The following is a 21,406-nucleotide window of genomic DNA, read 5'->3' as shown; positions in this document are numbered from 1 at the left end:
CTCAGCCTTTGTTCGACAGGCGTTTTGGCCAATTGCCGCCACAGGCCCGCTGGCATTCTTCTTCGGAATCGTAATACACGTGGGTGGCGGCGTTGCGCACCCGCACATCGGCGTCAGCCAGGGCCTTGTCGGTCAACTCGACCATGAAGTGCGCCTCGCCATCGGCCAGGGCAAAGTCTTTGCTGTCCTTGGTATCGAACACCCAGACTATCTTCAGGCTGGCAGGGAAGGCCTCATAGTTGACGGTGTGGGTCAGCCAGACAAACCCCGGGATTTCATTTTTCGCCTTTTCACAGGCAATGGTCAGGGCTTTAACCAGGCGGCGTTCAATTTTGGCCTGGTTGGCTTTGCTTAAAGACATGGGTGAATCCTGTTGGCGGGCGGGGCAAAGGGCCAATCATACGTGAGTTTGGAGTTTTGGGTCTGGTTGAGGCAGATGTTGTGGGAGCCGGCTTGCCGGCGATTCGGGCATTGGCGCAGCGTTGAAATCATCGCGGGCAAGCCCGCTCCCACAGGTTTGCGGCAGCTGTTGTGGGAGCCGGCTTGCCGGCGATTCGGGCATTGGCGCAGCGCTGGAATCATCGCGGGCAAGCCCGCTCCCACAGGTTTGACGCAGTTGTTGTGGGAGCCGGCTTGCCGGCGATGGGGGCACTGGCGCAGCGCTGAAATCATCGCGGGCAAGCCCGCTGCCACAGGTTTGCGGCAGTTGTTGTGGGAGCCGGCTTGCCGGCGATTCGGGCATTGGCGCAGCGCTGAAATCATCGCGGGCAAGCCCGCTCCCACAGGTTTGCGGCAGTTGTTGTGGGAGCCGGCTTGCCGGCGATGGGGGCGCTGGTGCAGCGTTGAAATCATCGCGAGCAAGCCCGCTGCCACAGGTTTGATGCATTTGTTGTGGGAGCCGGCTTGCCGGCGATGGAGGCACTGGCGCAGCGCTGAAATCATCGCGGGCAAGCCCGCTGCCACAGGTTTGCGGCAGTTGTTGTGGGAGCCGGCTTGCCCGCGATGGGGGCATTGGCGCAGCGCTGAAATCATCGCGGGCAAGCCCGCTCCCACAGGTTTGATGCATTTGTTGTGGGAGCCGGCTTGCCGGCGATCCGGGTACTGGCGCAGCGCTGAAATATCGGTTTTCGTCCAAAGTGCCACCTGAGGTAGAATGTCGCGGCTTCAGACTGGCCGCCCCGGGCTACAAGGTCCACGCAGGCTCCCCGGAAGGAGCTGCGGGCAGGTCGCAGAGCAAAGGGATCGCATAAGTTGCAAGCATGAATGTCACCCAAGTAGCTGAAGCCAAAATCAATAAGAGATCAGCGCCCAAGGTACATAAAAGTGAGGTCTATAGTGTACATAGGCCTTATAACTCTACCCGTTCAAGGCTTGAAGACCGGTTCGATTGCAGGCCACATGCCTGCACCGGGTCGAGCTCTGTCATGAACCGCGTGCCGGGTAGATGGCGTTTTATCTTAGGTACCAAAAATGTTTAAAAAAATGAATAAGGGGCTACTGGGCCTGGCGCTGACCATGGGACTTACGTCCGTGCAGGCTGCCGAGACCAAACAGGTGGATGTTCTGCTGATCGGCGGCGGCATCATGAGCGCAACTCTGGGTGTCTGGCTCAATGAGCTGGAACCCGGCATGTCCATGGAGATGGTTGAACGTCTCGATGGCGTTGCCCTTGAAAGCTCCAATGGCTGGAACAACGCGGGTACCGGTCACTCGGCTTTGGCCGAGCTGAACTACACCCCGGAAGACAAGAACGGTAACGTCGAAATCCCGAAGGCCATTGAAATCAATGAAGCCTTCCAGGTATCGCGTCAGTTCTGGTCCTGGCAGGTCAAGAACGGCGTACTGAAAGATCCGCGTTCGTTCATCAACTCCACTCCGCACATGAGCTTTGTGTGGGGCGATGACAACATCAAGTTCTTGAAGAAGCGCTACGAAGCACTGCAGGCGAGCCCTCTGTTCGCCGGCATGCAGTACTCCGAAGACCCGGTTCAGATCAAGAAGTGGGTTCCGCTGATGATGGAAGGGCGTGACCCGAACCAGAAAATCGCGGCCACCTGGTCTCCACTGGGTACCGACGTCAACTTCGGCGAAATCACGCGTCAGTTCGCGGCTTACCTGCAAACCAAGCCCAACTTCTCGCTGAAGCTGTCGAGTGAAGTCAAGGACATCACTCGCAACGCTGATGGCACCTGGCATGTGGTTTACAAAAATCTGAAAGACGGTTCTGAAACTGCCACCGACGCCAAGTTTGTATTTATCGGCGCAGGCGGCGGTGCACTGCACCTGCTGCAGAAGTCCGGCATTCCTGAAGCCCAGGAATACGCAGGCTTCCCGGTTGGCGGCTCGTTCCTGGTGACCGATAACCCGACTGTTGCCCAGCAGCATTTGGCCAAGGCTTACGGTAAGGCTTCGGTAGGCGCGCCACCGATGTCGGTTCCGCACCTGGACACCCGCGTGCTGGATGGCAAGCGCGTCATCCTGTTTGGCCCGTTCGCTACCTTCTCCACCAAGTTCCTCAAAGAAGGTTCGTACCTGGACCTGCTGACCAGCACCACCACCCACAACATCTGGCCAATGACCAAAGTCGGTATCGAACAGTACCCGCTGGTTGAATACCTGGCCGGTCAGCTGATGCTGTCGGACGAAGACCGCTTCAATGCGTTGAAAGAGTACTTCCCGGATGCCAAGTCTGAAGACTGGCGCCTGTGGCAGGCCGGCCAGCGCGTTCAGATCATCAAGCGTGATGAAGAGAAGGGCGGCGTGCTGAAACTGGGTACCGAAATTGTCAGCGCCAAAGATGGCAGCATCGCCGGTCTGCTGGGCGCTTCGCCTGGTGCATCGACCGCCGCGCCAATCATGCTGACCGTGCTTGAAACCGTGTTCAAGGACAAGGTTGCGAGCCCTGAGTGGCAAGCCAAGCTGCACCAGATCGTGCCGAGCTATGGCACCAAGCTCAATGGCGATCCGGATCGCGTTGCCAAGGAATGGGCCTACACCGCCGAAGTCCTGCAACTGACTCCGCCGCCGGCAATCCCGGCTGCAACGCACACTGCAACTCCTGCTGACGCACAGGCCAAGCCTGCGCCGAGCAATCCAGCGGCCGACATGGCGCTGTAAAAAATCAGCCCCGCCCGACGCAGGTCGGGCGGGGCTGTTTTCTTCGTATCACCCCCTCGCAACATCCCCCTCGCTCAGCTCACTGCGTACCGAACAACGCGGTCCAGTAAATCCCTGCGTCACTTTTCGGGTCTACCGCGTAAGCGGCACCCAATTCGCGGAACTGCGGATTCATCACATTGGCACAATGTCCGGGACTGGCCAGCCAGCCATCGACCACCTTGCGCGGTGTGTCCAGGCCAGCGGCAATATTCTCGCCGATTTGCTGACCTATATAGCCCGCCATCTCGGCGCGATCCCCCGGCGTGCCACCGGTGCGGTCCTTGTGATCGAAGTAGTTGTTATTGGCCATGTCCCGGGTATGGGTTTGGGCAGCTGTGGCCAGTGTCGCGTTCCAGGTGACGGGTGTCGTGGGACTGAAGGCCTGGGTGCCGCACTGGCGGGGCTGGGTACGGGCGCTGTTGATCAGCTCAAGCACCTTCTGGCCTTCGGCTTGCGCGTCGCCCAGGCGCCCGGTCAACAAGGGGCGCGCCAGCACGATGCGCCAGTCGCGCTCGTTATGGCTGACGCCGATATCGACAAATTGCGGGTCCAGTACCACTTTGCAGAAGCTTTCCTGGACGGCCTGCATGGCGGCCTGGGCATCACGTGGCCCGGAGAGATTGATCGCCTGCACGTTAACCATGGGGTAGGCCGCCCGCCCGAGGGCTTCCTGCAGATCACCAAAGCGGGTGGGCGGCAGTATCAGGCGGGTATCCGCGGCCAATGGCGGCAGCTCTTGCGAGGCCTGGCCTGCACAGGGCTGGATCTGGCTACGGTAGGCGTTGATCGCGTCCACCAGTTGCGACTCTTCGCTGGCTGCAGCCGTGCCGCTCAATACCAGCCCCAGGGCCAGGGCGGCAAAACGGGTCAGGGTGAAATGAACACGCATAAAGGTTTCCTCTGTCCGGAGTGCGCCCATGATGCGTTATTTCACCCCGGCAGGGGCAATCGCTTTATCAGCCTTTTACCTGCGCCACAAAAGCCCTGGCCCTGGCGCTCAGTTGATCGATCTGGCGGTCGCGCTTTTTCTCGGCATCGAGCATGGCTTTTTTGCCGTTGCGTTGTAGCAGATAGGTATGGATCTGCCGCACTTCGGTCGAGTTATAGACGGCGGCCACGTCGAGCACACCCATCAGGCCATCAGTGCTGTGGTCGCGGGTGTTCATCAGTACTTGCGGGCCGCGGGTGCCCAGCACCTGAAACCCCGATTGTTCAAAAGCCGCGACCTTGCTCACGCTGCAGGTCAATTCGCAATGGGGGTAGCGGCGCACCACTTCCCGGACCATTGCCTGAGTCACTCCCAGGTGTCGATGACTGGCCAGCTCTGCCATGTAAGCGATGCCGCAGGCTTGCGGGTCATCCTTGACCGGCAGGTACAGCACGAAACCGGTGACTTTTTCCGGGTCCTGGTCATCGGTGGCGACTATCAGCTCAACGGCTATCCCTTTGCCACCGCCGAGTGCTTCCAGGTACAGATGGACTTCAAAGCCGATTGCATATTGATAGATGCTGTACAGCAGATTGCTCGGGGCAATCTCCATGGCACTGATGTCGGTCAGGTGGTCGACCACCAGTTGCAGGATCTGGCCGTTGACGGACTCGGGGCAGGGGGTGTCGAAGTGGGTGAGGGTGGTCATGAATCATTGTCTCCGGGTGCCGCAATATATCTGCAGGAGCGAGCTTGCTCGCGAGCTCTTCAACAACTCGCGAGCAAGCTTGCTGCTACTGCGCAGGCGGGTTTAGCGCTGGCTCAACCAGAAGTCATGCAGGCCACGTGCTGCCGGCTCGATTTCAGCAACCTGTTGCTGATGGGCGGCCACGTCCAGATCCTGCGGCAGCTCGAAGTTGTCCTGTTCGGCACATTCGGAAATGCCCTGCAGCAGCTGCGCCTGAATCACAGGCAAGGGTGTCCAGTTGGCCACGGCGACACCGCGCAAGTAGCCAAAGCACCATTCTTCGGCAAGGGTAACGGGCTGGCCGTTATGCTCGGTTTGTTCGAAGCGGGGGGCGAATACTTCGCTGCCATTGGCCAGTTGGCGGGCCAGCGTGTTCATGTGGCGCACACTCAGCTCGATGAACTGCTTGGCTTCACCGGTGTTTTCCCAGTTCGGGTTCTGGCCGCCCCAGATAGCCGGGAACCAGTCAGCGATGTCGACCTGTGCCGGGCCGGAGACCAGCGCGGTGAAGAAACCATCCAGCTCGCAGGTGTTGAGCACGGAGTGGTCGTCGCCATGTTTGAGCAGGATGTCGTCGAGGATTTCGAAATCGGCGTCGTTCAGCGGTTGAGTTTGCATGGGCAGGTTCCTTGACCGGTTGCGCATCTTGGGGACGCAGGGCTGAGCGTTAAAAAGTCGCGGAGAATGCCTTCTGCCGCGACTTTAATCCAGAGCCAATTGCCTATGGGGTCTGCAAGTCAATCAACCTGAACAATAGACTCGACCACAAAGTATTTAAACCCGGCTTTGGCCAGGGCTTTTTTGGCGGCCTGTTCCGCATCGAACCGGCTCAAGGTCTTGGCATCATGCACGAACCGGGTTTCTTCTCCGTCGTACTCTTTGCTCACCTGCAGGGTGACGCGCAGCATCGGGCCGCGGCGCTTGACCGGCTCCTTGGTCGGTGTCTTGGGCGACAGCAGCGCAGGCTTGACCGGGACAGGCTCGGGTTTCACAACGACAGGGGGCGCAACGGGGGTGGCAGGAGTGTCAAGGCCGAGCGCTCTGCGCATTTCGTCCTCGGTGAATCCGGAGCTCATGTTAAGACTCTAATTGGTTTGAAAGACGCGCTTATAGGGTGCTACGCCGATGATGGCAAGCTAATTCAGTGTGCTGTTACCAAATAAGGCCTTTTTGCCATCAAACAGCCCATGGGCGGTGCGACTCAGGTGTCGCGCAGCAGGTCGTGACTGTCCAGCAGCTTGTAGGCAATTTCGGGGTGTTTTTGCAGTGCACGGCGGATGGCTGCTGGGATCTCCTGGCGGGTTTTGCGGCACAGGCCGGGTTGCTCCAGCACCCGGATGTCGATCCCGCGCATGGTCCGCACCTCATTGAAGCCGGGCTCGATGGCCACCCGGATGCCCAACTGCTCGTGCATCCGGCGCTGCATATGTTCGAGGTCGCTGAGGCTTTGAATGTTCTCCAGTCGTTGCAGCAGGACTTTCTCAGCCTGGCGGGTCAGGCTGAGGATGCGCAGGTCGGTCTCAGGCGTCGCCAACAGCTGTTCCCGCTCGCAATTGCAGGCGCCGGGAGGGCAGGGAGAGCGCACGGCCGGGGAAGGAGTCATCGGCCCAGCATAGTCGCGCTGCGGTTCAGGCGTCCAGACGCAGCGCTATCAGAGGCTTATGCGTCAAAACCTTCGTCCAGAATCCCGGCATACAGCTGGCGGTCAATATTGGCTCCGCTCAGAATCACCGCCACCCGCCGGCCTTGCTGCTGCGCCTGTTCCTGGATCAAGCCGGCCAGCGCGGCGGCACCTGCGCCTTCGGCGGTGTTGTGGGTGGTTTCATGGCACAGGCGCATGGCGTTGGCTATTTCCCGGTCCGACACCCGAATAACCCGTGCCGCGCCCTTGGCGATGATTGCCAGCGACTCGGGCAATGGCTGGCGGCAGGCGAGACCATCGGCAAAGGTGTGCGCGGTATCGGTGCAGATGACCCGGCCCTGTTCAAAACTTTGCGCAAAGGCATCGGCATGGCTCGACACCACGCCGACGATCCTGGTCTTGAGCCCCAGCAGATCACGGGTGCGGATCAGCCCGCAAATTCCCGAGCCCATGCCGATGGGTACATACACCGTATCCAGTTCACTTACGGCTTCGAATAATTCCAGAGCGTAGGTCGCCACTCCGCGAATCAGGTCGGGATGGAAGGCCGGAACCAGATGCAAATCATGGTTTTGGGCCAGGGCGGCGGCTTTGCTGCGGGCTTCATCGAAGTCCTTGCCGCACTCGATCACGGTGGCGCCCATGGCGCGCATGGCGGCGTTTTTTTCCAGGGAATTGCCCTCGGGCACCACGATGCTGATTGTCAGCCCCATGCGGCTGGCGGCCAGTGCCAGGCTTTGCCCGTGATTGCCACGGGTTGCGGTAACCAGCCCCTTGATAGCGGGCTCGCGCGCAAGCAGGCCCTGCACATACAACAGGCCGCCGCGCACTTTGAAGGCGCCGGTGGGGGTGTGGTTTTCGTGCTTGACCCACACCGTGCAGCCCAGGCGATCGGCCAGCAGCGGCCAGGCCAGTTGCGGGGTAGGCGCCATGCTGCGGTACACATCAGTAGCGGCGAGGCGAAGGGAGTTCAAATCAAACATGGCGCACCGTCATCCAGGGGTTTGACTCGATTCTAGGCGCGCGGCATTGTATGGGCCGACCCTTATATTGCATGGCCAACAATAAATGTGGATACCTGACCTCGGCGAATCCCCGCAACCGCGCTATCTGGCGCTGGTGGAGGCCATTGCCCGGGCCATTGCCTGTGGCGATCTCAAGCCGGGGGCGCGCCTGCCACCGCAACGGCGGCTGGCCTGGGCCCTGGGCTGGAACCCCAGCACCACCATGCAGGCTTACCGCGAGGCTGCGCGCCGGCATCTGGTATCGGGTGAAGTCGGGCGCGGGACCTATGTGCTGGCGGGCAGTCAGGAGGCGACCCTGTTTCGTTTGCAGCAGGTCGACGAGCAGGCTGCCCGGATCGATCTGCGAACCAATGTCCCGGCCATTGATCACATCGGCCAAAGCGATGCGCAGGCATTGTCGGGCTTGCTGGCTAGCGGCCATGCAATCCGCTTGCAAGGTTATCTGAGTGCCGCGGACCTGCTGCGGGCGCGGGTGCAGGGAGCGCTATGGTTCAAGGGCCGGGGCCTGGAACTGGCAGTAGATAACATCATGCTCTGCACCGGTGCCCAGCAAGGCCTGTTCACGGTGTTGCTGTCGTTATGCCAGGCCGGTGAACCGGTCCTGGTCGAAGCCTTTACCGCACCGGGAATCAAGGCCGCCTGCGCGCAGTTACGCCTGCCGATGCACGGCGTGGTGATGGATTGCCAAGGTATCGTGCCGGAGGATTTTGACCGCATGATCCGCGCCACGGGCGCCAGGATTGCAGTGCTCACGCCAACCCTGCAAAACCCGACTTCAGCGCTGATGAGTGTCGAGCGCAAACAGGAGATTGCCCGGATCGCCCGGCGCCACGGGGTCTGGGTGGTCGAAGATGATGTCTACGGGGCGCTGACCGACAGTCCGCCGCTGTACCGCTATTTACCGGATTTCGGGGTGCTGGTGAGCAGCTTGTCCAAGACTGTCGCCGCGGGGGTACGCATGGGCTGGATCGTGGCGAGTGCGCCATTGCTGGAGCGCATTGACCCCCATGCCCAGTCCGCTCACTGGGGGGTTGCGCCGCTGTGCGTGGCCATTGCCTGCCAGTGGATAAGCGATGGAACGGCCCATGAGCGCGCGCAGTGGCAAACCCTTGAAGTGACCCGGCGCTGGCGTCTGGCGAAAAAACTGCTGGGGGCGGCCATGTACCAGTCCGACACTCCGTCGCCGCATATCTGGCTCAGCGTTGCCCAGGGCGATGTATCGCTCGCCGAGGCCTGTCGCGGCGCCGGTGTGGATGTAGTGCCCGGGGACGTGTTTGCGGTGAAATCCACCACCATCAATGGCGTGCGCATCAGCCTGACGGCTGCCGAAAGTGCCCTGACCCTGAAAGTGGCACTGCAGCGCATCGCCGGTATCATCGGCCTGGATAAAAACCTCCAGGAGCGGGCGTGCTCGCGATAGCATCGCCGCGATCAGCCGCAAACTCCGACCAGGGACACCCATGCGCAGAGAAATAGGCTACTGGCACCGCGAAGGCCGCGAGTTGTTTTACTACCTGGAATTCAGGCCCGAAACGGCCGAGTTCTACCTGACCTGCGAACACACCCCTGGCGAAGGCGAAGGCAGTGTGCGTTCAGTATTGCTCAGCGAGGCCCGGGGCGAGCGTTACTACGAAGACGCGTTGCTGATTATCAAGGAGGAGCTGTTCAAGCAATACACTGTGTGAAGGATTCACTTCCGGATATCGGTGACGGCAATGGCATTGCTGTCCACCGCCTGCTCCATGTCTGCAGTGCTCGCCTGGTGTCTTTCAGCGTTGCCATCGAGCAAGAAAATCAGGCATTGAATGTCGTATACAACGCCAGTGATATCCAAGGGGATTGATTACCAGCAAAATCAGTATTCTGGTATTAGAGGTACCGTTTACGCCGTTTTTAAACCTTTTGGGTTTGGCAACAGTGCAACATAAAGTGAGTATTCAATTTTATAGCCTGCCCGCAAAATGCCGGGTCAGGTCTTTCAATAATATGCTGTTATTGATCTCGAACTATGCAGGTTGTTTTTCGGATGTATCCTACGGTCTGAATGAGTTGCGTGTCATAGAATGCTCCGCTGATTAAAAGACGTGGTGCATATGGATAATGACTGTTACATGACGATCGACGGTTAAGGTCACGCACTCTTGGCTAATGACGTCAATCTGCAGGAATACTTTGCTGTTCGATACCATAAGGTTGTCAGACAGGGAGCGCCGGGTACCGTTGTTGGGAGTGAAAGATGGGTCAACTAAAGGGTACCTCTAAATCCAGTCGCTGCGATTATTCGGCCGTCTGTAAGCATGGCGCTTGTTCAGGTATGTACGCGCCGATTTTGTGCGTGGATATGAACACTCAAGTAAGGCGGCACTCACATTTGAAGTTATTTCCAACGCCACAACAATAAACACCCTGTCTGTGGAGGCCAGCAGTCGTGACCAGTAATCAATTCATTGCAGTGGTCGTGTATTTTCTTTTATCCCTGGGCGCCTTTCTGATCTTTTACTCAATCTCACGAAGCCTCTCGGGTGCTAATCTTACACCTCGAAGGTTTTGGTTTTTCTTTATATTTCTCGTACTTTGGGGAGGCATCCAGCTTGGTGTGGCACGCGATGGCTATATTTTATTGTATTTGCCTTTCAAGGGTTGCTTTGAGGGTGACTCTATAGTCAGGTGGATTGCTTTTGTTGGCGCTGTTCTGCAAGTCGCGTGTGTTCCCGGAAAGACACCGTCGAAGCGTTGGTTTGCACGCAGGTAAGTTTAAGATGGCAGGGGTCGATGTTTTGTGAGCGCGAGTGATAAGCGCTTTCTATTCAACGGCTCCTCGACCTGCTTTTTGCTGTATCCACCCCCTCGTCCCAGACGCGGAAGTCTTTTGAATAGCTATGTTCACAATTAACTACGGTTCCTATAGACGTAGTAGGCGGCTGCTCAGTTATTCGGACGTTTCGGATGAAAAAGCAAATCCGACCGTGGGTGCAGGCTTCAGTGGCATACGGGGCAGTATTTGAATGCGATCACCTAAACCCTGGCTCCGTTGATCCGGGTTGCGACGGCCTGAAGAGTTCACAGGTTCCCTTCAAGGCAACGAGTACCGATAATGCCGCCGGCCTGGCAGACGCCGGGTAAGGAAATAGCGACTCAAAGGAGCTGTAGATGCGCGCGTTATATGTATTTGCCTTGTTGGGCACCCTGTTGTTGACCGGCTGCGCCGGCAACCCGATGACCCCGGTGGCCGACCAGACGCTGCCAGCCGCTGCCCCGGACATGGCACAAGTGGTCTTTATGCGCGACGCCTTTACCGGTAAGGCGATTACCTCGTCGCTGTATGAAGTGACGGATGGCAAGACCCGATTTATTGGGGTGATGGCCAACGGTACGAAAATCGCGCACCCGGTCACAGCGGGCAAGCACACCTTTATGGTGGTGTCCGAGGCGGCTGACTTTATGGAAGCTGACCTGGTGGCCGGCAAAACCTACTACGCCCTGGTAACACCGCGTATGGGGTTGTGGAAAGCCCGTTTCTCTCTGTGGCCGGTCAGTAACGACCCGGATGCGTCCCACAGTCTGAAGTCGAAAAACTTCAAGGACTGGGTTGAAGACACTGACCTGGTGACCAACTCGCCCAAGTCCCTGGCCTGGTACGAGCGGGTCAAGGCCAGCGTTGAGAAAAAACGTGCCGAGTACTGGCCGGTATGGCAGGAAAAGAGCGCCGAAGCTGTTGCCGAGCGCACCCTCAAGCCTGGCGATGGCTTGTAAGTGAATACGCCGGGGGGATGTCACCCCCGGCGGTTTAAAACACCACCTCGCTGACCTGCAATACCCAGGCGATTGCCTGCTTCTTGTCATCCCACACATAACGAAAATGCGGCCCCTGCACCGGCAACGTCAGTGCCGGCGGGCGAAACGCGGCCACGCATTCGTGGCCTTCGAGGCGCACGCTGTTGTACAGCAAGCCCCATGCCCCTTCTTCCCGTAGTGGCCGGGCAAAGGCCTGGGGGATGCCGTAAGTGGCGGGAGAGGGCTGATGTAGGGAGGGTTCTGCGCGTACGTCGAGCATTGGCCGGCACACCTTGTTGATATAGGTGCGCAGGGTGATTTCAATACTGGCTTCCCGGGTGGCTCGCCAGAATTGCTCCTGATGAAAGCAGGTCTCGGCGATCGCCGCTTCAAGGCTGCTGGCGCAGTAATACACCCCGTAGCTGCCATCGGTAAAACGGCTGGCCCGGCCGATATGGGTAAAGGCCGCCATCACCGGGGTTGAGCCCTGGCCAGACAGCCGGTCTTCAGGCCTGACCCGGGCGAGCAGGCCGGCTTCATCGCGCAGGCGGTCATTGGTCAGCCCTTCCAGGGCATAGGCGAGTTCGAGGTCTGCCGGGTCGAGGGTGTCTTCAAACACCGAGATCGGCGGGAACGCACTGTTGATCAGGCGCCAGGCTTTGTCCCAGTCGGGCAAAACCCCGGGCATCAGCCGCGCACCCCGTCGAGGTAGCGGCGTACGTCAGCCAGGTCGACAACCTGACCGCCGAGCATGTAGCTCAGGGCCGTGAGGCCATTGAACGGCGCCGCGGCATTGGGTTTGTGCACCCATTCGTAGGCGCGCTCAGGCTGGTTGCTGAACAGGATGCGCAACGCTTTGTGCACCCCCATGAGATACGAAATACGCTCCAGGGTGTCGTGGGGCAAGCGCACGTTGGGCAGCTTTTTGTATTTGAAATAGGTGGTGTTGCCAATCGCCCCCAGCAACGTGCATTGCTGCTCTTTGCTGCAACCCCAATGCTCCATGAGATTGAAGAAAAAGGTCAGGGCGACGCGGCCGGCATCACCGGTGGTGATGTCGGGTTCGGTGTTTCTGGCGGCGAGACCCATGGCGCTCTCCTAGGATAAGGTCATACTTACCTTACTCCGCATATGAACTTTTTCAATCATTATGTTCGCAAGCGAATAAGTCTGGGGGCTTGCTGCTGCAGGCTGCGACAAGGCTCCCGTGGCCCTTCAGGATTTCAAGGCGCTTGCCCGGTTCATGCAGCGCTGGCGCCGCTCGTCCACCCGTTTGGCAAACCAGGCAGTCGTCAGGGTGCGGGTAATTTTCGGACTTTGCAGGGTAATGCCCGGCAGTACGGCGCGGGGCAGGGGTTTGCCCTGTTGGCGGTCGGCCATGGCGAACACCTTGCGGTACAGATCGGTCTGGTCAAATTCAAGGCGGTCGCCTTTTAACAGCTGGTTTCTGATGGCGTTGTCACTGAGGTCGAGCTGCTTGCCCAGTGCGCGCGCCGCCCGCTCGGTAGAACCCAGGGCATAGGACCCGGGAACGGTCAGGTCACCGTCCAGGGCCAGAGGTATGCCGGAGAGCTGGCTCACGGCATTTTGAAAGGCTGCATTGCGGCTGGCGTACCAGCCGGCATTAAAGTCGGCAAAGCGGTACAGCGATTGCGTGTAGTCCACCGGATAACCCAGCAAGTGGGCAATACCGAAATACATACCGCCGCGGCGGGTGAAGACTTCCTGGCGGATTGAGCCTGCAACCGGGTACGGATAATCCCGCGCCTGTTTTTGTGCGAAGGCGATACTGACCTGCATCGGGCCGCCGGTATGCACCGGGTTCAGATTGCCGAACAGGCTTTTACCCAGCGGCACCATGCCGATGAAGTCGTCAAAAATGGCGCTCAGTTGACCCTCGGTCCGGGCTGCGTCGAGGCGCTGGTTGTAGGTTTTGCCATTTGCCGAGCTGATGTTCAGCGCGCTGCGCACCACAAATTCGGGGATATGCAATTTGCTGGCGCGGCGATTGATTTCAGTGCGGGCGATTTTCGCCAGCCCCGGCACCGGCGGGTCGGCCTGGAAGTTGGATTCCTGCTCGGCCACGGCCAGTACCGAACACAGGTTTTCATCACTGGGGGCCAGGCCCTGCGCAGCAAAGGCGGCCTGGATATCAGTGGCCCAGCCCTGGCGATCGGCAATGCTGGCCGGCAGCAACTGCACGACCCTGGCCCGCACCTGCTCCGGGGACCGGTCGGGTAATGATTGAGTGCCCTGGCTGCTGCAACCGGCAAGCACGGCTAATGGAGCAAGCAGCAAAAACTGCAGGAAGACTCGGTTCAACAGGGTTTGACTCCTCAAAAAATGGCCCGGCGCAAAGTACTTAATCGTCCCGGGTCAGAACTTCCAGCAACTGGATCTCGAACCTGAGGTTCGAGTTCGGCGTGATGTGTGCGCCCATGCTTCTTTCACCATAGGCCAGGTGTGCCGGAACCTGCAGGGTACGCGTACCGCCGACCTGCATGCCCATCAGACCGATGTCCCAGCCTTTGATTACCCGTCCAGTGCCAATCACGCACTGGAACGGTTTGCCGCGTTCGAACGATGAGTCGAACACTGTGCCATTTTCGAGCCAGCCAGTGTACTGGGTGGTGATCAAGGCGCCCTTGACCACGGCTTTGCCATCGCCCAGTACCAGGTCATTGATCTTTAGTTCGTCAGCCATGATGCGGGACTCAAAAAGTGAAGAGGGGCAACAGTTTACCCTGCCCAAGCGAGCTTGCCCGTGATGTTCTTGGCGCTGCAATGAGCACTGTTGGCCCTGTAGAGGGTACGGATCCGGCAATCGATTTAATATTTTTTGTCCGCCAAAGGCTCTAAAACAAAGGCCCAAGGGAACTTTATAACGAGTATCACTATCAAATGCGCTTTACTCTTAAATGAGATTGTTTATCATTGCGATCCTGGCAGTGCCGGGGAGCGCTAATCGAGCACGGGTCCATCCGGACCGTTCACACGCGATCCCAGCCTTTGGCCTGCTGAGCACACTCCATTGTTAAGGGATCAACTGGACATGTCGTCTCGATTCAAACGCAGTCAATTTTCTCTGGCTATAGTCGCCGCACTTGCTTCGCCAACCTTGCTCGCCGACGCGCTGGAGCGTGATCGCGATGAGGTCCCGGTGCAAGCCAGCGACCTGCCGGTCGATGGCACCCGGCAAGCAGTGCAACTGGAGGAAACCCGGGTACTGGGTACCGCTGCACAAGAGCTGAAGCAGGCGCCAGGCGTCTCGATCATTACCGCAGAGGACATCAAAAAGCGTCCTCCGGCCAACGACCTCTCCGACATCATCCGCCGAGAGCCCGGGGTCAACCTCACCGGTAACAGCTCCAGCGGCAGTCGCGGCAACAACCGCCAGATCGACCTGCGCGGCATGGGCCCGGAGAACACCCTGATCCTGATTGACGGCAAGCCGTCTTCTTCGCGCAACGCCCAGCGCTACGGCTGGAGCGGCGACCGTGACACCCGGGGCGAAACCAACTGGGTACCGGCCGAAGAAGTCGAACGCATTGAAATCCTGCGTGGCCCGGCAGCTGCCCGCTACGGTTCCGGGGCCATGGGCGGGGTGGTCAACATCATTACCAAGCGCCCGTCCGATAAGCTCAGCGGCTCACTCACGGCCTACTACCTGTCACCTGAAGACGACTCCGAAGGCATCAGCAAGCGTACCAACTTCAACCTCAGCGGCCCGATCACCGATGATCTGGTGTTCCGCGTATACGGCGGCGTGAACAAGACCGACGCCGATGATCCGGGCATCAATACGGCCGCGCAGGCCTCGCCTGACAGCGTGGTAGCGGGGCGCGAAGGTGTGCGCAACAAGGACGTCAACGGCTTGCTCAGCTGGCAGTTCACTCCGGAACAAAGCCTGGACCTGGAAGCCAGCTACAGCCGTCAGGGCAATATTTTTGCCGGTGACACCATGCTCAACAGCGGTGGCGACTTCGTTAACAGCCTCACCGGCAAAGAAACCAGCGTGCTGCAGCGCAGTACCTTTTCGGCGACCCACAATGGCTCGTTTGACTGGGGCTCAACCACCGCTTCGCTGAGCCACGACCTGACCCGTAACGCGCGCCTTAACGAAGGCCTGGCCGGTTATGGTGAAGGCGCTCCTTCAGAGAGCGCCGGCCGGTTCGAATCGCGCCTGCGCAATACCCGCGCCACCGGCGAAGTGAACTTGCCGCTGACCATGGGCACCGCCCAGGTCCTGACGGTGGGTGGCGAATACCTGTACGAGTCACTGAATGATCCGGGCTCGTTGCGTCCGCAAAGCTGGGACCCGGGTGCCAACGGCGATGCTGCGATTCCCGGCCAGGACCGTAGCCAGACCAAAACCACCGCCAACAGCTACGCGTTCTACGTCGAGGACAACATTGAAGTCGGCGCCAAAACCATCGTCACCCCGGGCGTACGTTTCGATCACCACAATGAGTTTGGCGGCAACTGGAGCCCGAGCCTGAACGCCTCGCACCAGATCACTGACGAGCTGAGCATCAAGGGCGGTATCGCCCGGGCTTACAAAACCCCGAACCTGTACCAGTCCAACCCCAACTACCTGCTGTACAGCCGGGGTAACGGTTGCAGCGTGGTCGAGGCCAACATCGGTGGCTGCTACCTGGTGGGCAACCCGGACCTGAAGCCGGAAATCAGCATCAACAAAGAAATCGGCCTGGCGTTCGACAAAGGTACCTGGCGTACCAGCGCGACCTATTTCCGTAACGACTACCAGAACAAGATCAACGCCAGCAACGAGTCGGCGTTCCGCCTGCCCAACGGGCGTCGCGTGCTGCAATGGGAAAACAGTGGCAAGGCCATCGTTCAGGGGGTCGAAGGCAATCTGTTCGTCAACTTGCGCGAGGATCTGGACTGGAACACCAACCTGACCTACATGATCGAAAGCAAGGACAAGGAAACCGGCGACCCGCTGAGCATCATCCCCAAGTACACGCTCAACACCACACTGGACTGGTACGCCACCGAAGCACTGTCGTTCCAGGTCAGCGGTACTTACTACGGCAAACAGGAAGCGCCCAAGCGCAACAACCGGGCCAACGAACAACTGGACAAGTCGGTCCAGCAACCGGTTGATCCCTATGGTCTGGTGGGGTTGAGCAGCGGCTATGAATTCAACAAAAACTTCAGCGTGCGGGTGGGCATCAACAACCTGTTCGACAAGCAGTTGTACCGCAAGGGCAACGCTGACGAAGCCGGCGCACAAACCTACAACGAGGCAGGCCGTGCCTACTTCGCCTCGGTGACCAGTTCGTTCTGATAACAACCCGGGCCTGTTCGGCACGAGCAGGCATTAACAGGCGCGACACCCACGCGGGTGCCGCGCCGTTGTCGCATCTGGTGCCGGTGAAAACCCGGGGTTCGATCAAGGATTAAAACATGAACATCACAACGTCGGCCTGGGTGCCGATCCTGTCTCGTACGCTGGCGGCACTGGTCGGCGGCTACGTCTTTACCTATGCCTTTACTGCGGCACTGGCGCGCCTGTTGCCGCTGGATAACGTGGACTCGATGGTCGTCGCCAGCCTGCTGTCGTTTGTGATTTACACCTTTGCCATCCTCTGGGCGTTTGCTGCCCGCCAGCAATGGTCGGCCTGGATGGGCGCCGTACTGGCGGTCCCTCTGGGCGCTATCGGTTTCTGGCCACAACTGCTGGAGCGCCTGGGATGAAGCAGACTCTGACCCAATCCATGGCCTGGCTGCACACCTGGGGCGGCCTGGTGGTCGGCTGGTTATTGTTCGTAATCTTCCTGACCGGCAGCCTCGCGGTGTTCGATCAGGAAATCGACAACTGGATGCACCCCGAATTACCCGCCCACCACCTGAGCAATGAGCAGGCGGTGGACACCGCACTGAATTACTTGCGCGCCCACAAGCCCGACGCCAAACAGTGGGGCATCAGCTTGCCCTACGAACGTTCTGCACAGTTGCAGGCCTCCACGGGCGGGCGCCGGGACGGAGTTTCGGTGACCCTTGATCCGGTGACCGGCGAGGTCTTGCCGGTGCGCGAAACGGTGGGTGGTCGTTTTTTCTTCCTGTTCCACTTCACGTTGCATATGCCGCGCATGCTCGGCATCTACCTGGTGGGCGCTCTGGCGATGGGCATGCTGGCGGCGCTGGTCAGCGGGATCGTGATTCATAAAAAATTCTTCAAGGAGTTCTTCACCTTCCGCCCGGCCAAGGGCCAGCGTTCGTGGCTCGACGCCCACAACGCCAGCGCCGTACTGCTGTTGCCGTTCCACTTGATGATCACCTACAGCGGACTGGCGATTTTCCTGGTGATTTACATGCCTGCGGCCATGGACGCGCTGTTCGATGGCAACCGTGAAGCTTTTTTCAAGGCTCAGGACTCTGCGCCAGCGGCCCTTGAGATCCAGCGCCCACAAGTGGCCGGGCCAGCGCCGCTGGTGGCAATCGGGCCATTGCTGGCCAAGGCCCGTGAGGTAATGGGCCCATTGAGCGGGGTAAACATCAGCAACCCCGGGCAGAGCAATGCCCAGATCCAGATCCGGCCGATTCTGGGTAACCGGATTGCCCTGACCAAGGGCCAGGGCATGCGCTTTGATGGCGTCACCGGTGAGCAACTGTCCGGGCCGACCGAAATGCGTGCGACGGTGCTTACCCATCGGGTGATTTCCGGCCTGCATTTCGCCCAGTTTGGCGGCTACCCGATGCGCTGGCTGTACTTCATTTGCGGGCTCATCAGCAGCGCCATGATCGCCAGCGGCCTGGTGTTGTTCACCGTCAAACGGCGACGTAAATACGCCAGTGAAAGCCGGGCCGGGCAGGTGTTCTATCGCCTGGTGGAGGCCATCAACGTCACGGTCATGGCCGGTTTGAGCCTGGCCTGCGTCAGCTTGCTGTGGGGTAATCACCTGTTGCCGGTGGGGCTCAAGGAGCGGGCAGATGCAGAGCTGAACGTGTTCTTCGGGGTATGGGCCTTGAGTCTGGTGCATGCCTTGCTCAGACCGCGCATGCAGGCCTGGCGCGAGCAGTTGGGGCTGGCCGGGTTGATGTGCCTGGGCTTGCCGTTATTGAGTGTCTTGACGGTAGACCGGCCATGGGCGTTGCCCAGCCGCATGGGGGTCGAACTGACGGCCATGGCGCTGGGGGCGATGCTGTTGTGGGCGTGCTGGAAAGTTTCGCAACCGGTGGTGGAGCGGGTGCCGCGTAAAAAGACTGCAGTCATGGCCGAGGTGAATTGAAATGCTGGCTGATTTTTTTGCTGGATGGGCATTCGCCTACCTGGGCATGCTCGCGCTCTGTCAGGGCCTTGAACGCCACTACAAGCAGCTGTGGCACAAACTGCCCCCGGCCGGATTGCGCCATGGCTTGCGTGGGGCCGGCTGGTTGAGCCTGGGGCTGAGCCTGTACTTTTGCGCGCAAGCCTGGGGCTGGGCCATGGGGCCTGTCGGCTGGTTCGGCATGCTCTCGTTGAGTGGTTTCGGGTTGCTGATGCTGTTGCCATACCGGCCGCGGCTGGCGGTGTGGTTACCCCTGGGATTTGCCCCGGTGTGGGCAGTGATCAGCACCCTGACCTGACCCTGGTAGGAGCGAGCTTGCCTCGCGAGCCTTTGAGCGGCCAACGAAGAGCTCGCGAGGCAAGCTCGCTCCTACAGGGTTAGCGGGTCTTGGCTCCGGGCTTGACCCAGCGGTTGGCAATCAGGTCCAGACTGCTGCAAAACACGAAGTACAGCAGCCCCACAAACAGGAAGATTTCTGTGGGATGCACCATCACCCGATTGCTCACCTGGGTGGCGACGAACGACAACTCGCCCACGCCGATTACATACGCCAGCGACGTGTCCTTGATCAGGGTGATCCACTGGTTGAGGAAAGAGGGCAGCATCATCGGCAAGGCCTGGGGCAGGATGATCAGGCGCAGGACTTGCCAGGTGCTCAGCCCCAGCGCTTTGCCCGCCGCCCATTGCCCGGGGGGCAGGCTGCTGATGCCGGCATGTACCGAATGCGCCAGATAAGCGCCGCCGATCAACGACAGGGCACACACCACGGTGGCCAGGGCTGGCACGTCAACCTTGAACAGGATGGGCAGCAGGAAGTAGCTCCAGAAAATCAGCATGACCACCGGGATCGCCCGCAAAAACCCGAGCACACCGAGCAGCAGCCAGCGCACCTTGCCGTCAATCAATACCAGGGCGATACCCAACACCAGCCCCAGCACCGCCGAGATCAGCCCCGACAGCAGGCTCAATAGCAGTGTGAGTGCCGCGCCGCCCAGTGGGCCGTCGGGGTAGGCGCCGAGCAGAAAGTACGACAGATTGTCGCCAATTACCGAAAAGTCCATGGCCTACAACACTCCCTGTTTGTACCACTTGCTGCGGGCCAGCCCTTGGCCGATCACCTCGATCAGCGCAATGCTGGCCACATACAGCAGGGTCGCGAAACCAAAGGCCTGGAACGTCTTGAAGGTCTCAGTCTCGACCTGGCGTGAGGCGTAGGACAGTTCGGCCAGGCCGATGGCCATGGTCAGCGAAGAGTTTTTCAGCGCATTCATGTATTGCCCCAGCAGCGGTCCCAAGGCCGTGCGTACTGCCTGGGGAAACACGATATAGCGCCACACCTGGGCCGGGGTGAAGCCCAGGGCCAGACCGGCCGCCCGCTGTTCGAGCCGCACCGAGCTGACGCCAGCGCGGAACTCTTCTGCAATAAAGGCGGCGGTGTAGAGCATCAGGCCCCAGAACCCGGCAATGAATTCAAAGGACGGCCATTCAATGTCAAACAGGCCCAATGCCAGGCTGCGCGGCTGATTGAGCCATATCACCAGCCCCTCGGGGAGCATCGCAGTGACCCCGAAGTACCAGAAAAACAGCTGCACCAGCAGCGGTGTATTGCGAAACAGGGCCAGGTAGGCCCGTGCCGGCCACGACCACAGACGGGACGGCGAGATGCGTGCCAGGCACAGCAGAAAACCCAGCCCGGTGGCGACCAGGCAGGTCAGGAGCGAGAGGATCAGGGTCAGTACAAAACCATCGAACAACCAGTGCAGGTATTTCGGGCCAAGCAGTTCACCAAACATAAACAGGGTCCATCCAGAAACGAACAAAACCCGTCCGGTTGACCGTGACGGGCTTGAAGGCGCTGCGAAGTCTGATCAGCTCTTGTCGCCAATCTTGTACAGACGGGTCAGCGGAGTCTTGGTGGTCGGACCGAACCAGGTGTCATAGATGCCCTGGGCCTTGCCCTGGGCTTCGAGGTCGGTGAGGGTCTGGTTGACCACTTCGGTCAGGCGCTCTTCGCCTTTTGGAATACCGACACCGATCAAGTCATTGGATATGGTGAACGGCGGCACTTCGTACTTGTCTTTGTCCGGCACATTGGCCAGCAGCCCGATCAGCTTCGGACCGTCCTGGGTAATGGCCTGCACGTTGCCGTTGCGCAGGGCAGTGAAGGCAAACGGCGTATCGTCATAGGCCACCACCTTGGCGCCGGGGAATTTCTCGCGCAGTACACCTTCGTTGACCGTGCCCTTGTCCACGCCCACGCGCCACTGGTTCAGCTCCTGTGGGGATGTGAGCGTGCCTTTCTTGACGATGAACTGCTGGCCTGAGGCGAAGTAGGGAATGCTGAAGTTCACCTGTTCGGCGCGCTCCGGGGTAATGGTGAAGTTGGCCAGTACCAGGTCGACCTTGTTGGCGACCAGCAGCGGTACGCGGTTGGCCGGGTTGGTTGGCTGCAACTGCAGTTTTACCCCGAGTTTGTCGGCGATGGCCTTGGCGTAGTCCACGTCCAGGCCTTCGATCTGCTTGCTTTTGGCATCGACAAAACCAAATGGCGGGTTGCTGTCAAAGGAAGCTACGCGCAGCACGCCAGACTTTTTGATGTCATCCAGACGATCGGCGTGGGCCAGCCCCGACAAAACAGCCAGGGTCAGAGCGGTGAGGGCAGTGAGTTTTTTCATTTCGTTCTCATCATGAGTTGGAATGCTTATGACGAGAGTCTTGCAGGAAATTTAGAGTTTAAAAAAGAATATAAAACTATTTGGTTATTCTCTTTGGGTATATGCGCCCTTGTAGGAGCGAGCTTGCCTCGCGAGCTTTTTGCGTTGTATTGCGGATCGC

The 21,406-nt window shown here is 59.5% G+C and carries 23 protein-coding genes; 9 read left to right on the top strand and 14 right to left on the bottom strand.

Annotated features, from left to right (window positions below; all coding sequences use genetic code 11):
* Position 1 precedes the first annotated feature (1 nt).
* Positions 2-361, bottom strand: a complete 360-nt coding sequence (locus tag JQ848_RS13540; protein ID WP_003446259.1) for a hypothetical protein — start codon at positions 359-361, stop codon at positions 2-4.
* A 1,109-nt stretch (positions 362-1,470) separates the two neighbouring features.
* On the opposite strand from JQ848_RS13540, the gene mqo reads away from it, so the two are divergent.
* A complete protein-coding gene (gene mqo, locus JQ848_RS13535; protein WP_003446255.1) occupies positions 1,471-3,117 on the top strand; it encodes a malate dehydrogenase (quinone) in 1,647 nt (548 codons plus the stop codon).
* A 79-nt stretch (positions 3,118-3,196) separates the two neighbouring features.
* Here mqo and JQ848_RS13530 read toward each other — a convergent pair whose 3' ends face one another.
* From JQ848_RS13530 to JQ848_RS13505, 6 genes are all read right to left on the bottom strand, one after another.
* Positions 3,197-4,048 (bottom strand): CAP domain-containing protein, encoded by an 852-nt coding sequence (locus JQ848_RS13530; protein ID WP_003446254.1) that lies wholly within the window; start codon positions 4,046-4,048, stop codon positions 3,197-3,199.
* Between the two features lie 67 nt (positions 4,049-4,115).
* A complete protein-coding gene (locus JQ848_RS13525) occupies positions 4,116-4,796 on the bottom strand; it encodes a hypothetical protein (RefSeq protein WP_003446253.1) in 681 nt (226 codons plus the stop codon).
* A 102-nt stretch (positions 4,797-4,898) separates the two neighbouring features.
* Entirely contained in the window at positions 4,899-5,453 is a 555-nt protein-coding gene (locus JQ848_RS13520) for a UPF0149 family protein (protein WP_202210827.1), read from the bottom strand.
* A gap of 119 nt (positions 5,454-5,572) precedes the next feature.
* Positions 5,573-5,911 carry a hypothetical protein gene (locus tag JQ848_RS13515; protein ID WP_010656936.1) on the bottom strand — a complete coding sequence of 113 codons (339 nt, stop codon included), beginning with the start codon at positions 5,909-5,911 and terminating at the stop codon, positions 5,573-5,575.
* A gap of 125 nt (positions 5,912-6,036) precedes the next feature.
* Positions 6,037-6,438 (bottom strand): hypothetical protein, encoded by a 402-nt coding sequence (locus JQ848_RS13510; RefSeq protein ID WP_003446250.1) that lies wholly within the window; start codon positions 6,436-6,438, stop codon positions 6,037-6,039.
* 56 nt (positions 6,439-6,494) lie between these two features.
* Positions 6,495-7,460 (bottom strand): threonine dehydratase, encoded by a 966-nt coding sequence (locus JQ848_RS13505; protein ID WP_003446249.1) that lies wholly within the window; start codon positions 7,458-7,460, stop codon positions 6,495-6,497.
* An 85-nt stretch (positions 7,461-7,545) separates the two neighbouring features.
* Between JQ848_RS13505 and JQ848_RS13500 the strand changes: the two genes are divergently transcribed.
* The 4 genes from JQ848_RS13500 to JQ848_RS13485 all read left to right on the top strand — a co-directional run bounded on the left by JQ848_RS13500 (position 7,546) and on the right by JQ848_RS13485 (position 11,255).
* Complete coding sequence (locus JQ848_RS13500) at positions 7,546-8,922, top strand: aminotransferase-like domain-containing protein (RefSeq protein WP_202210826.1); 1,377 nt, start codon at positions 7,546-7,548, stop codon at positions 8,920-8,922.
* Between the two features lie 40 nt (positions 8,923-8,962).
* Positions 8,963-9,187: a hypothetical protein gene (locus tag JQ848_RS13495; protein WP_003446247.1), complete on the top strand. Its 225-nt coding sequence runs from the start codon at positions 8,963-8,965 to the stop codon at positions 9,185-9,187.
* A complete protein-coding gene (locus JQ848_RS13490) occupies positions 9,184-9,345 on the top strand; it encodes a hypothetical protein (RefSeq protein ID WP_156428477.1) in 162 nt (53 codons plus the stop codon). The genes JQ848_RS13495 and JQ848_RS13490 overlap by 4 nt, the downstream gene beginning before the upstream one ends.
* Positions 9,346-10,652: 1,307 nt before the next feature.
* Positions 10,653-11,255, top strand: a complete 603-nt coding sequence (locus JQ848_RS13485; protein ID WP_202210825.1) for a hypothetical protein — start codon at positions 10,653-10,655, stop codon at positions 11,253-11,255.
* A 34-nt stretch (positions 11,256-11,289) separates the two neighbouring features.
* On the opposite strand, the gene JQ848_RS13480 is transcribed toward JQ848_RS13485, so the two are convergent.
* The 4 genes from JQ848_RS13480 to JQ848_RS13465 form a co-directional block, all read right to left on the bottom strand.
* Positions 11,290-11,964 carry an RES family NAD+ phosphorylase gene (locus JQ848_RS13480; RefSeq protein WP_003446243.1) on the bottom strand — a complete coding sequence of 225 codons (675 nt, stop codon included), beginning with the start codon at positions 11,962-11,964 and terminating at the stop codon, positions 11,290-11,292.
* A complete protein-coding gene (locus tag JQ848_RS13475) occupies positions 11,964-12,365 on the bottom strand; it encodes an MbcA/ParS/Xre antitoxin family protein (protein ID WP_003446239.1) in 402 nt (133 codons plus the stop codon). Before JQ848_RS13475 ends, JQ848_RS13480 begins: the two co-directional genes overlap by 1 nt.
* A 126-nt stretch (positions 12,366-12,491) precedes the next feature.
* Positions 12,492-13,598 carry a DUF1615 domain-containing protein gene (locus JQ848_RS13470; protein ID WP_160627856.1) on the bottom strand — a complete coding sequence of 369 codons (1,107 nt, stop codon included), beginning with the start codon at positions 13,596-13,598 and terminating at the stop codon, positions 12,492-12,494.
* 40 nt (positions 13,599-13,638) lie between these two features.
* Positions 13,639-13,980 (bottom strand): FKBP-type peptidyl-prolyl cis-trans isomerase, encoded by a 342-nt coding sequence (locus JQ848_RS13465; protein ID WP_003446235.1) that lies wholly within the window; start codon positions 13,978-13,980, stop codon positions 13,639-13,641.
* A 348-nt stretch (positions 13,981-14,328) separates the two neighbouring features.
* Between JQ848_RS13465 and JQ848_RS13460 the strand changes: the two genes are divergently transcribed.
* The 4 genes from JQ848_RS13460 to JQ848_RS13445 all read left to right on the top strand — a co-directional run bounded on the left by JQ848_RS13460 (position 14,329) and on the right by JQ848_RS13445 (position 18,869).
* Positions 14,329-16,587, top strand: coding sequence for a FepA family TonB-dependent siderophore receptor (locus tag JQ848_RS13460; RefSeq protein WP_003446233.1), 2,259 nt, complete (start codon positions 14,329-14,331; stop codon positions 16,585-16,587).
* Between the two features lie 119 nt (positions 16,588-16,706).
* On the top strand, positions 16,707-16,997 hold the full coding sequence (locus JQ848_RS13455; RefSeq protein ID WP_003446231.1) for a hypothetical protein: 291 nt from the start codon (positions 16,707-16,709) through the stop codon (positions 16,995-16,997).
* Positions 16,994-18,532 carry a PepSY-associated TM helix domain-containing protein gene (locus JQ848_RS13450; protein WP_003446224.1) on the top strand — a complete coding sequence of 513 codons (1,539 nt, stop codon included), beginning with the start codon at positions 16,994-16,996 and terminating at the stop codon, positions 18,530-18,532. The genes JQ848_RS13455 and JQ848_RS13450 overlap by 4 nt, the downstream gene beginning before the upstream one ends.
* 1 nt (position 18,533) lies before the next feature.
* The gene (locus tag JQ848_RS13445) at positions 18,534-18,869 is read left to right on the top strand and encodes a DUF3325 domain-containing protein (protein ID WP_003446223.1); all 336 of its coding nucleotides are present in this window, start codon (positions 18,534-18,536) and stop codon (positions 18,867-18,869) included.
* A gap of 79 nt (positions 18,870-18,948) precedes the next feature.
* Here the strand turns inward: JQ848_RS13445 and JQ848_RS13440 are convergent, their stop codons facing one another.
* The 3 genes from JQ848_RS13440 to JQ848_RS13430 form a co-directional block, all read right to left on the bottom strand.
* Complete coding sequence (locus JQ848_RS13440; RefSeq protein WP_003446221.1) at positions 18,949-19,632, bottom strand: amino acid ABC transporter permease; 684 nt, start codon at positions 19,630-19,632, stop codon at positions 18,949-18,951.
* Between the two features lie 3 nt (positions 19,633-19,635).
* Complete coding sequence (locus JQ848_RS13435) at positions 19,636-20,364, bottom strand: amino acid ABC transporter permease (RefSeq protein ID WP_003446219.1); 729 nt, start codon at positions 20,362-20,364, stop codon at positions 19,636-19,638.
* A gap of 75 nt (positions 20,365-20,439) precedes the next feature.
* Positions 20,440-21,246 carry an ABC transporter substrate-binding protein gene (locus JQ848_RS13430; protein ID WP_003446218.1) on the bottom strand — a complete coding sequence of 269 codons (807 nt, stop codon included), beginning with the start codon at positions 21,244-21,246 and terminating at the stop codon, positions 20,440-20,442.
* Positions 21,247-21,406: the final 160 nt, after the last annotated feature.

The organism is Pseudomonas paraversuta (assembly GCF_904067025.1).
GTDB classification, from domain to species: Bacteria; Pseudomonadota; Gammaproteobacteria; order Pseudomonadales; family Pseudomonadaceae; genus Aquipseudomonas; species Aquipseudomonas paraversuta.
This window is presented reverse-complemented; position numbering and strand designations above follow the sequence as displayed.

Coding starts and splice junctions, on each gene's coding strand:
- JQ848_RS13540 (WP_003446259.1), bottom strand. CDS start 361: ATGTCTTTAAGCAAAGCCAACCAGGCCAAAATTGAACGCCGCCTGGTT.
- mqo (WP_003446255.1), top strand. CDS start 1,471: ATGTTTAAAAAAATGAATAAGGGGCTACTGGGCCTGGCGCTGACCATG.
- JQ848_RS13530 (WP_003446254.1), bottom strand. CDS start 4,048: ATGCGTGTTCATTTCACCCTGACCCGTTTTGCCGCCCTGGCCCTGGGG.
- JQ848_RS13525 (WP_003446253.1), bottom strand. CDS start 4,796: ATGACCACCCTCACCCACTTCGACACCCCCTGCCCCGAGTCCGTCAAC.
- JQ848_RS13520 (WP_202210827.1), bottom strand. CDS start 5,453: ATGCAAACTCAACCGCTGAACGACGCCGATTTCGAAATCCTCGACGAC.
- JQ848_RS13515 (WP_010656936.1), bottom strand. CDS start 5,911: ATGAGCTCCGGATTCACCGAGGACGAAATGCGCAGAGCGCTCGGCCTT.
- JQ848_RS13510 (WP_003446250.1), bottom strand. CDS start 6,438: ATGACTCCTTCCCCGGCCGTGCGCTCTCCCTGCCCTCCCGGCGCCTGC.
- JQ848_RS13505 (WP_003446249.1), bottom strand. CDS start 7,460: ATGTTTGATTTGAACTCCCTTCGCCTCGCCGCTACTGATGTGTACCGC.
- JQ848_RS13500 (WP_202210826.1), top strand. CDS start 7,546: ATGTGGATACCTGACCTCGGCGAATCCCCGCAACCGCGCTATCTGGCG.
- JQ848_RS13495 (WP_003446247.1), top strand. CDS start 8,963: ATGCGCAGAGAAATAGGCTACTGGCACCGCGAAGGCCGCGAGTTGTTT.
- JQ848_RS13485 (WP_202210825.1), top strand. CDS start 10,653: ATGCGCGCGTTATATGTATTTGCCTTGTTGGGCACCCTGTTGTTGACC.
- JQ848_RS13480 (WP_003446243.1), bottom strand. CDS start 11,964: ATGCCCGGGGTTTTGCCCGACTGGGACAAAGCCTGGCGCCTGATCAAC.
- JQ848_RS13475 (WP_003446239.1), bottom strand. CDS start 12,365: ATGGGTCTCGCCGCCAGAAACACCGAACCCGACATCACCACCGGTGAT.
- JQ848_RS13465 (WP_003446235.1), bottom strand. CDS start 13,980: ATGGCTGACGAACTAAAGATCAATGACCTGGTACTGGGCGATGGCAAA.
- JQ848_RS13460 (WP_003446233.1), top strand. CDS start 14,329: ATGTCGTCTCGATTCAAACGCAGTCAATTTTCTCTGGCTATAGTCGCC.
- JQ848_RS13455 (WP_003446231.1), top strand. CDS start 16,707: ATGAACATCACAACGTCGGCCTGGGTGCCGATCCTGTCTCGTACGCTG.
- JQ848_RS13450 (WP_003446224.1), top strand. CDS start 16,994: ATGAAGCAGACTCTGACCCAATCCATGGCCTGGCTGCACACCTGGGGC.
- JQ848_RS13445 (WP_003446223.1), top strand. CDS start 18,534: ATGCTGGCTGATTTTTTTGCTGGATGGGCATTCGCCTACCTGGGCATG.
- JQ848_RS13440 (WP_003446221.1), bottom strand. CDS start 19,632: ATGGACTTTTCGGTAATTGGCGACAATCTGTCGTACTTTCTGCTCGGC.
- JQ848_RS13435 (WP_003446219.1), bottom strand. CDS start 20,364: ATGTTTGGTGAACTGCTTGGCCCGAAATACCTGCACTGGTTGTTCGAT.
- JQ848_RS13430 (WP_003446218.1), bottom strand. CDS start 21,246: ATGAAAAAACTCACTGCCCTCACCGCTCTGACCCTGGCTGTTTTGTCG.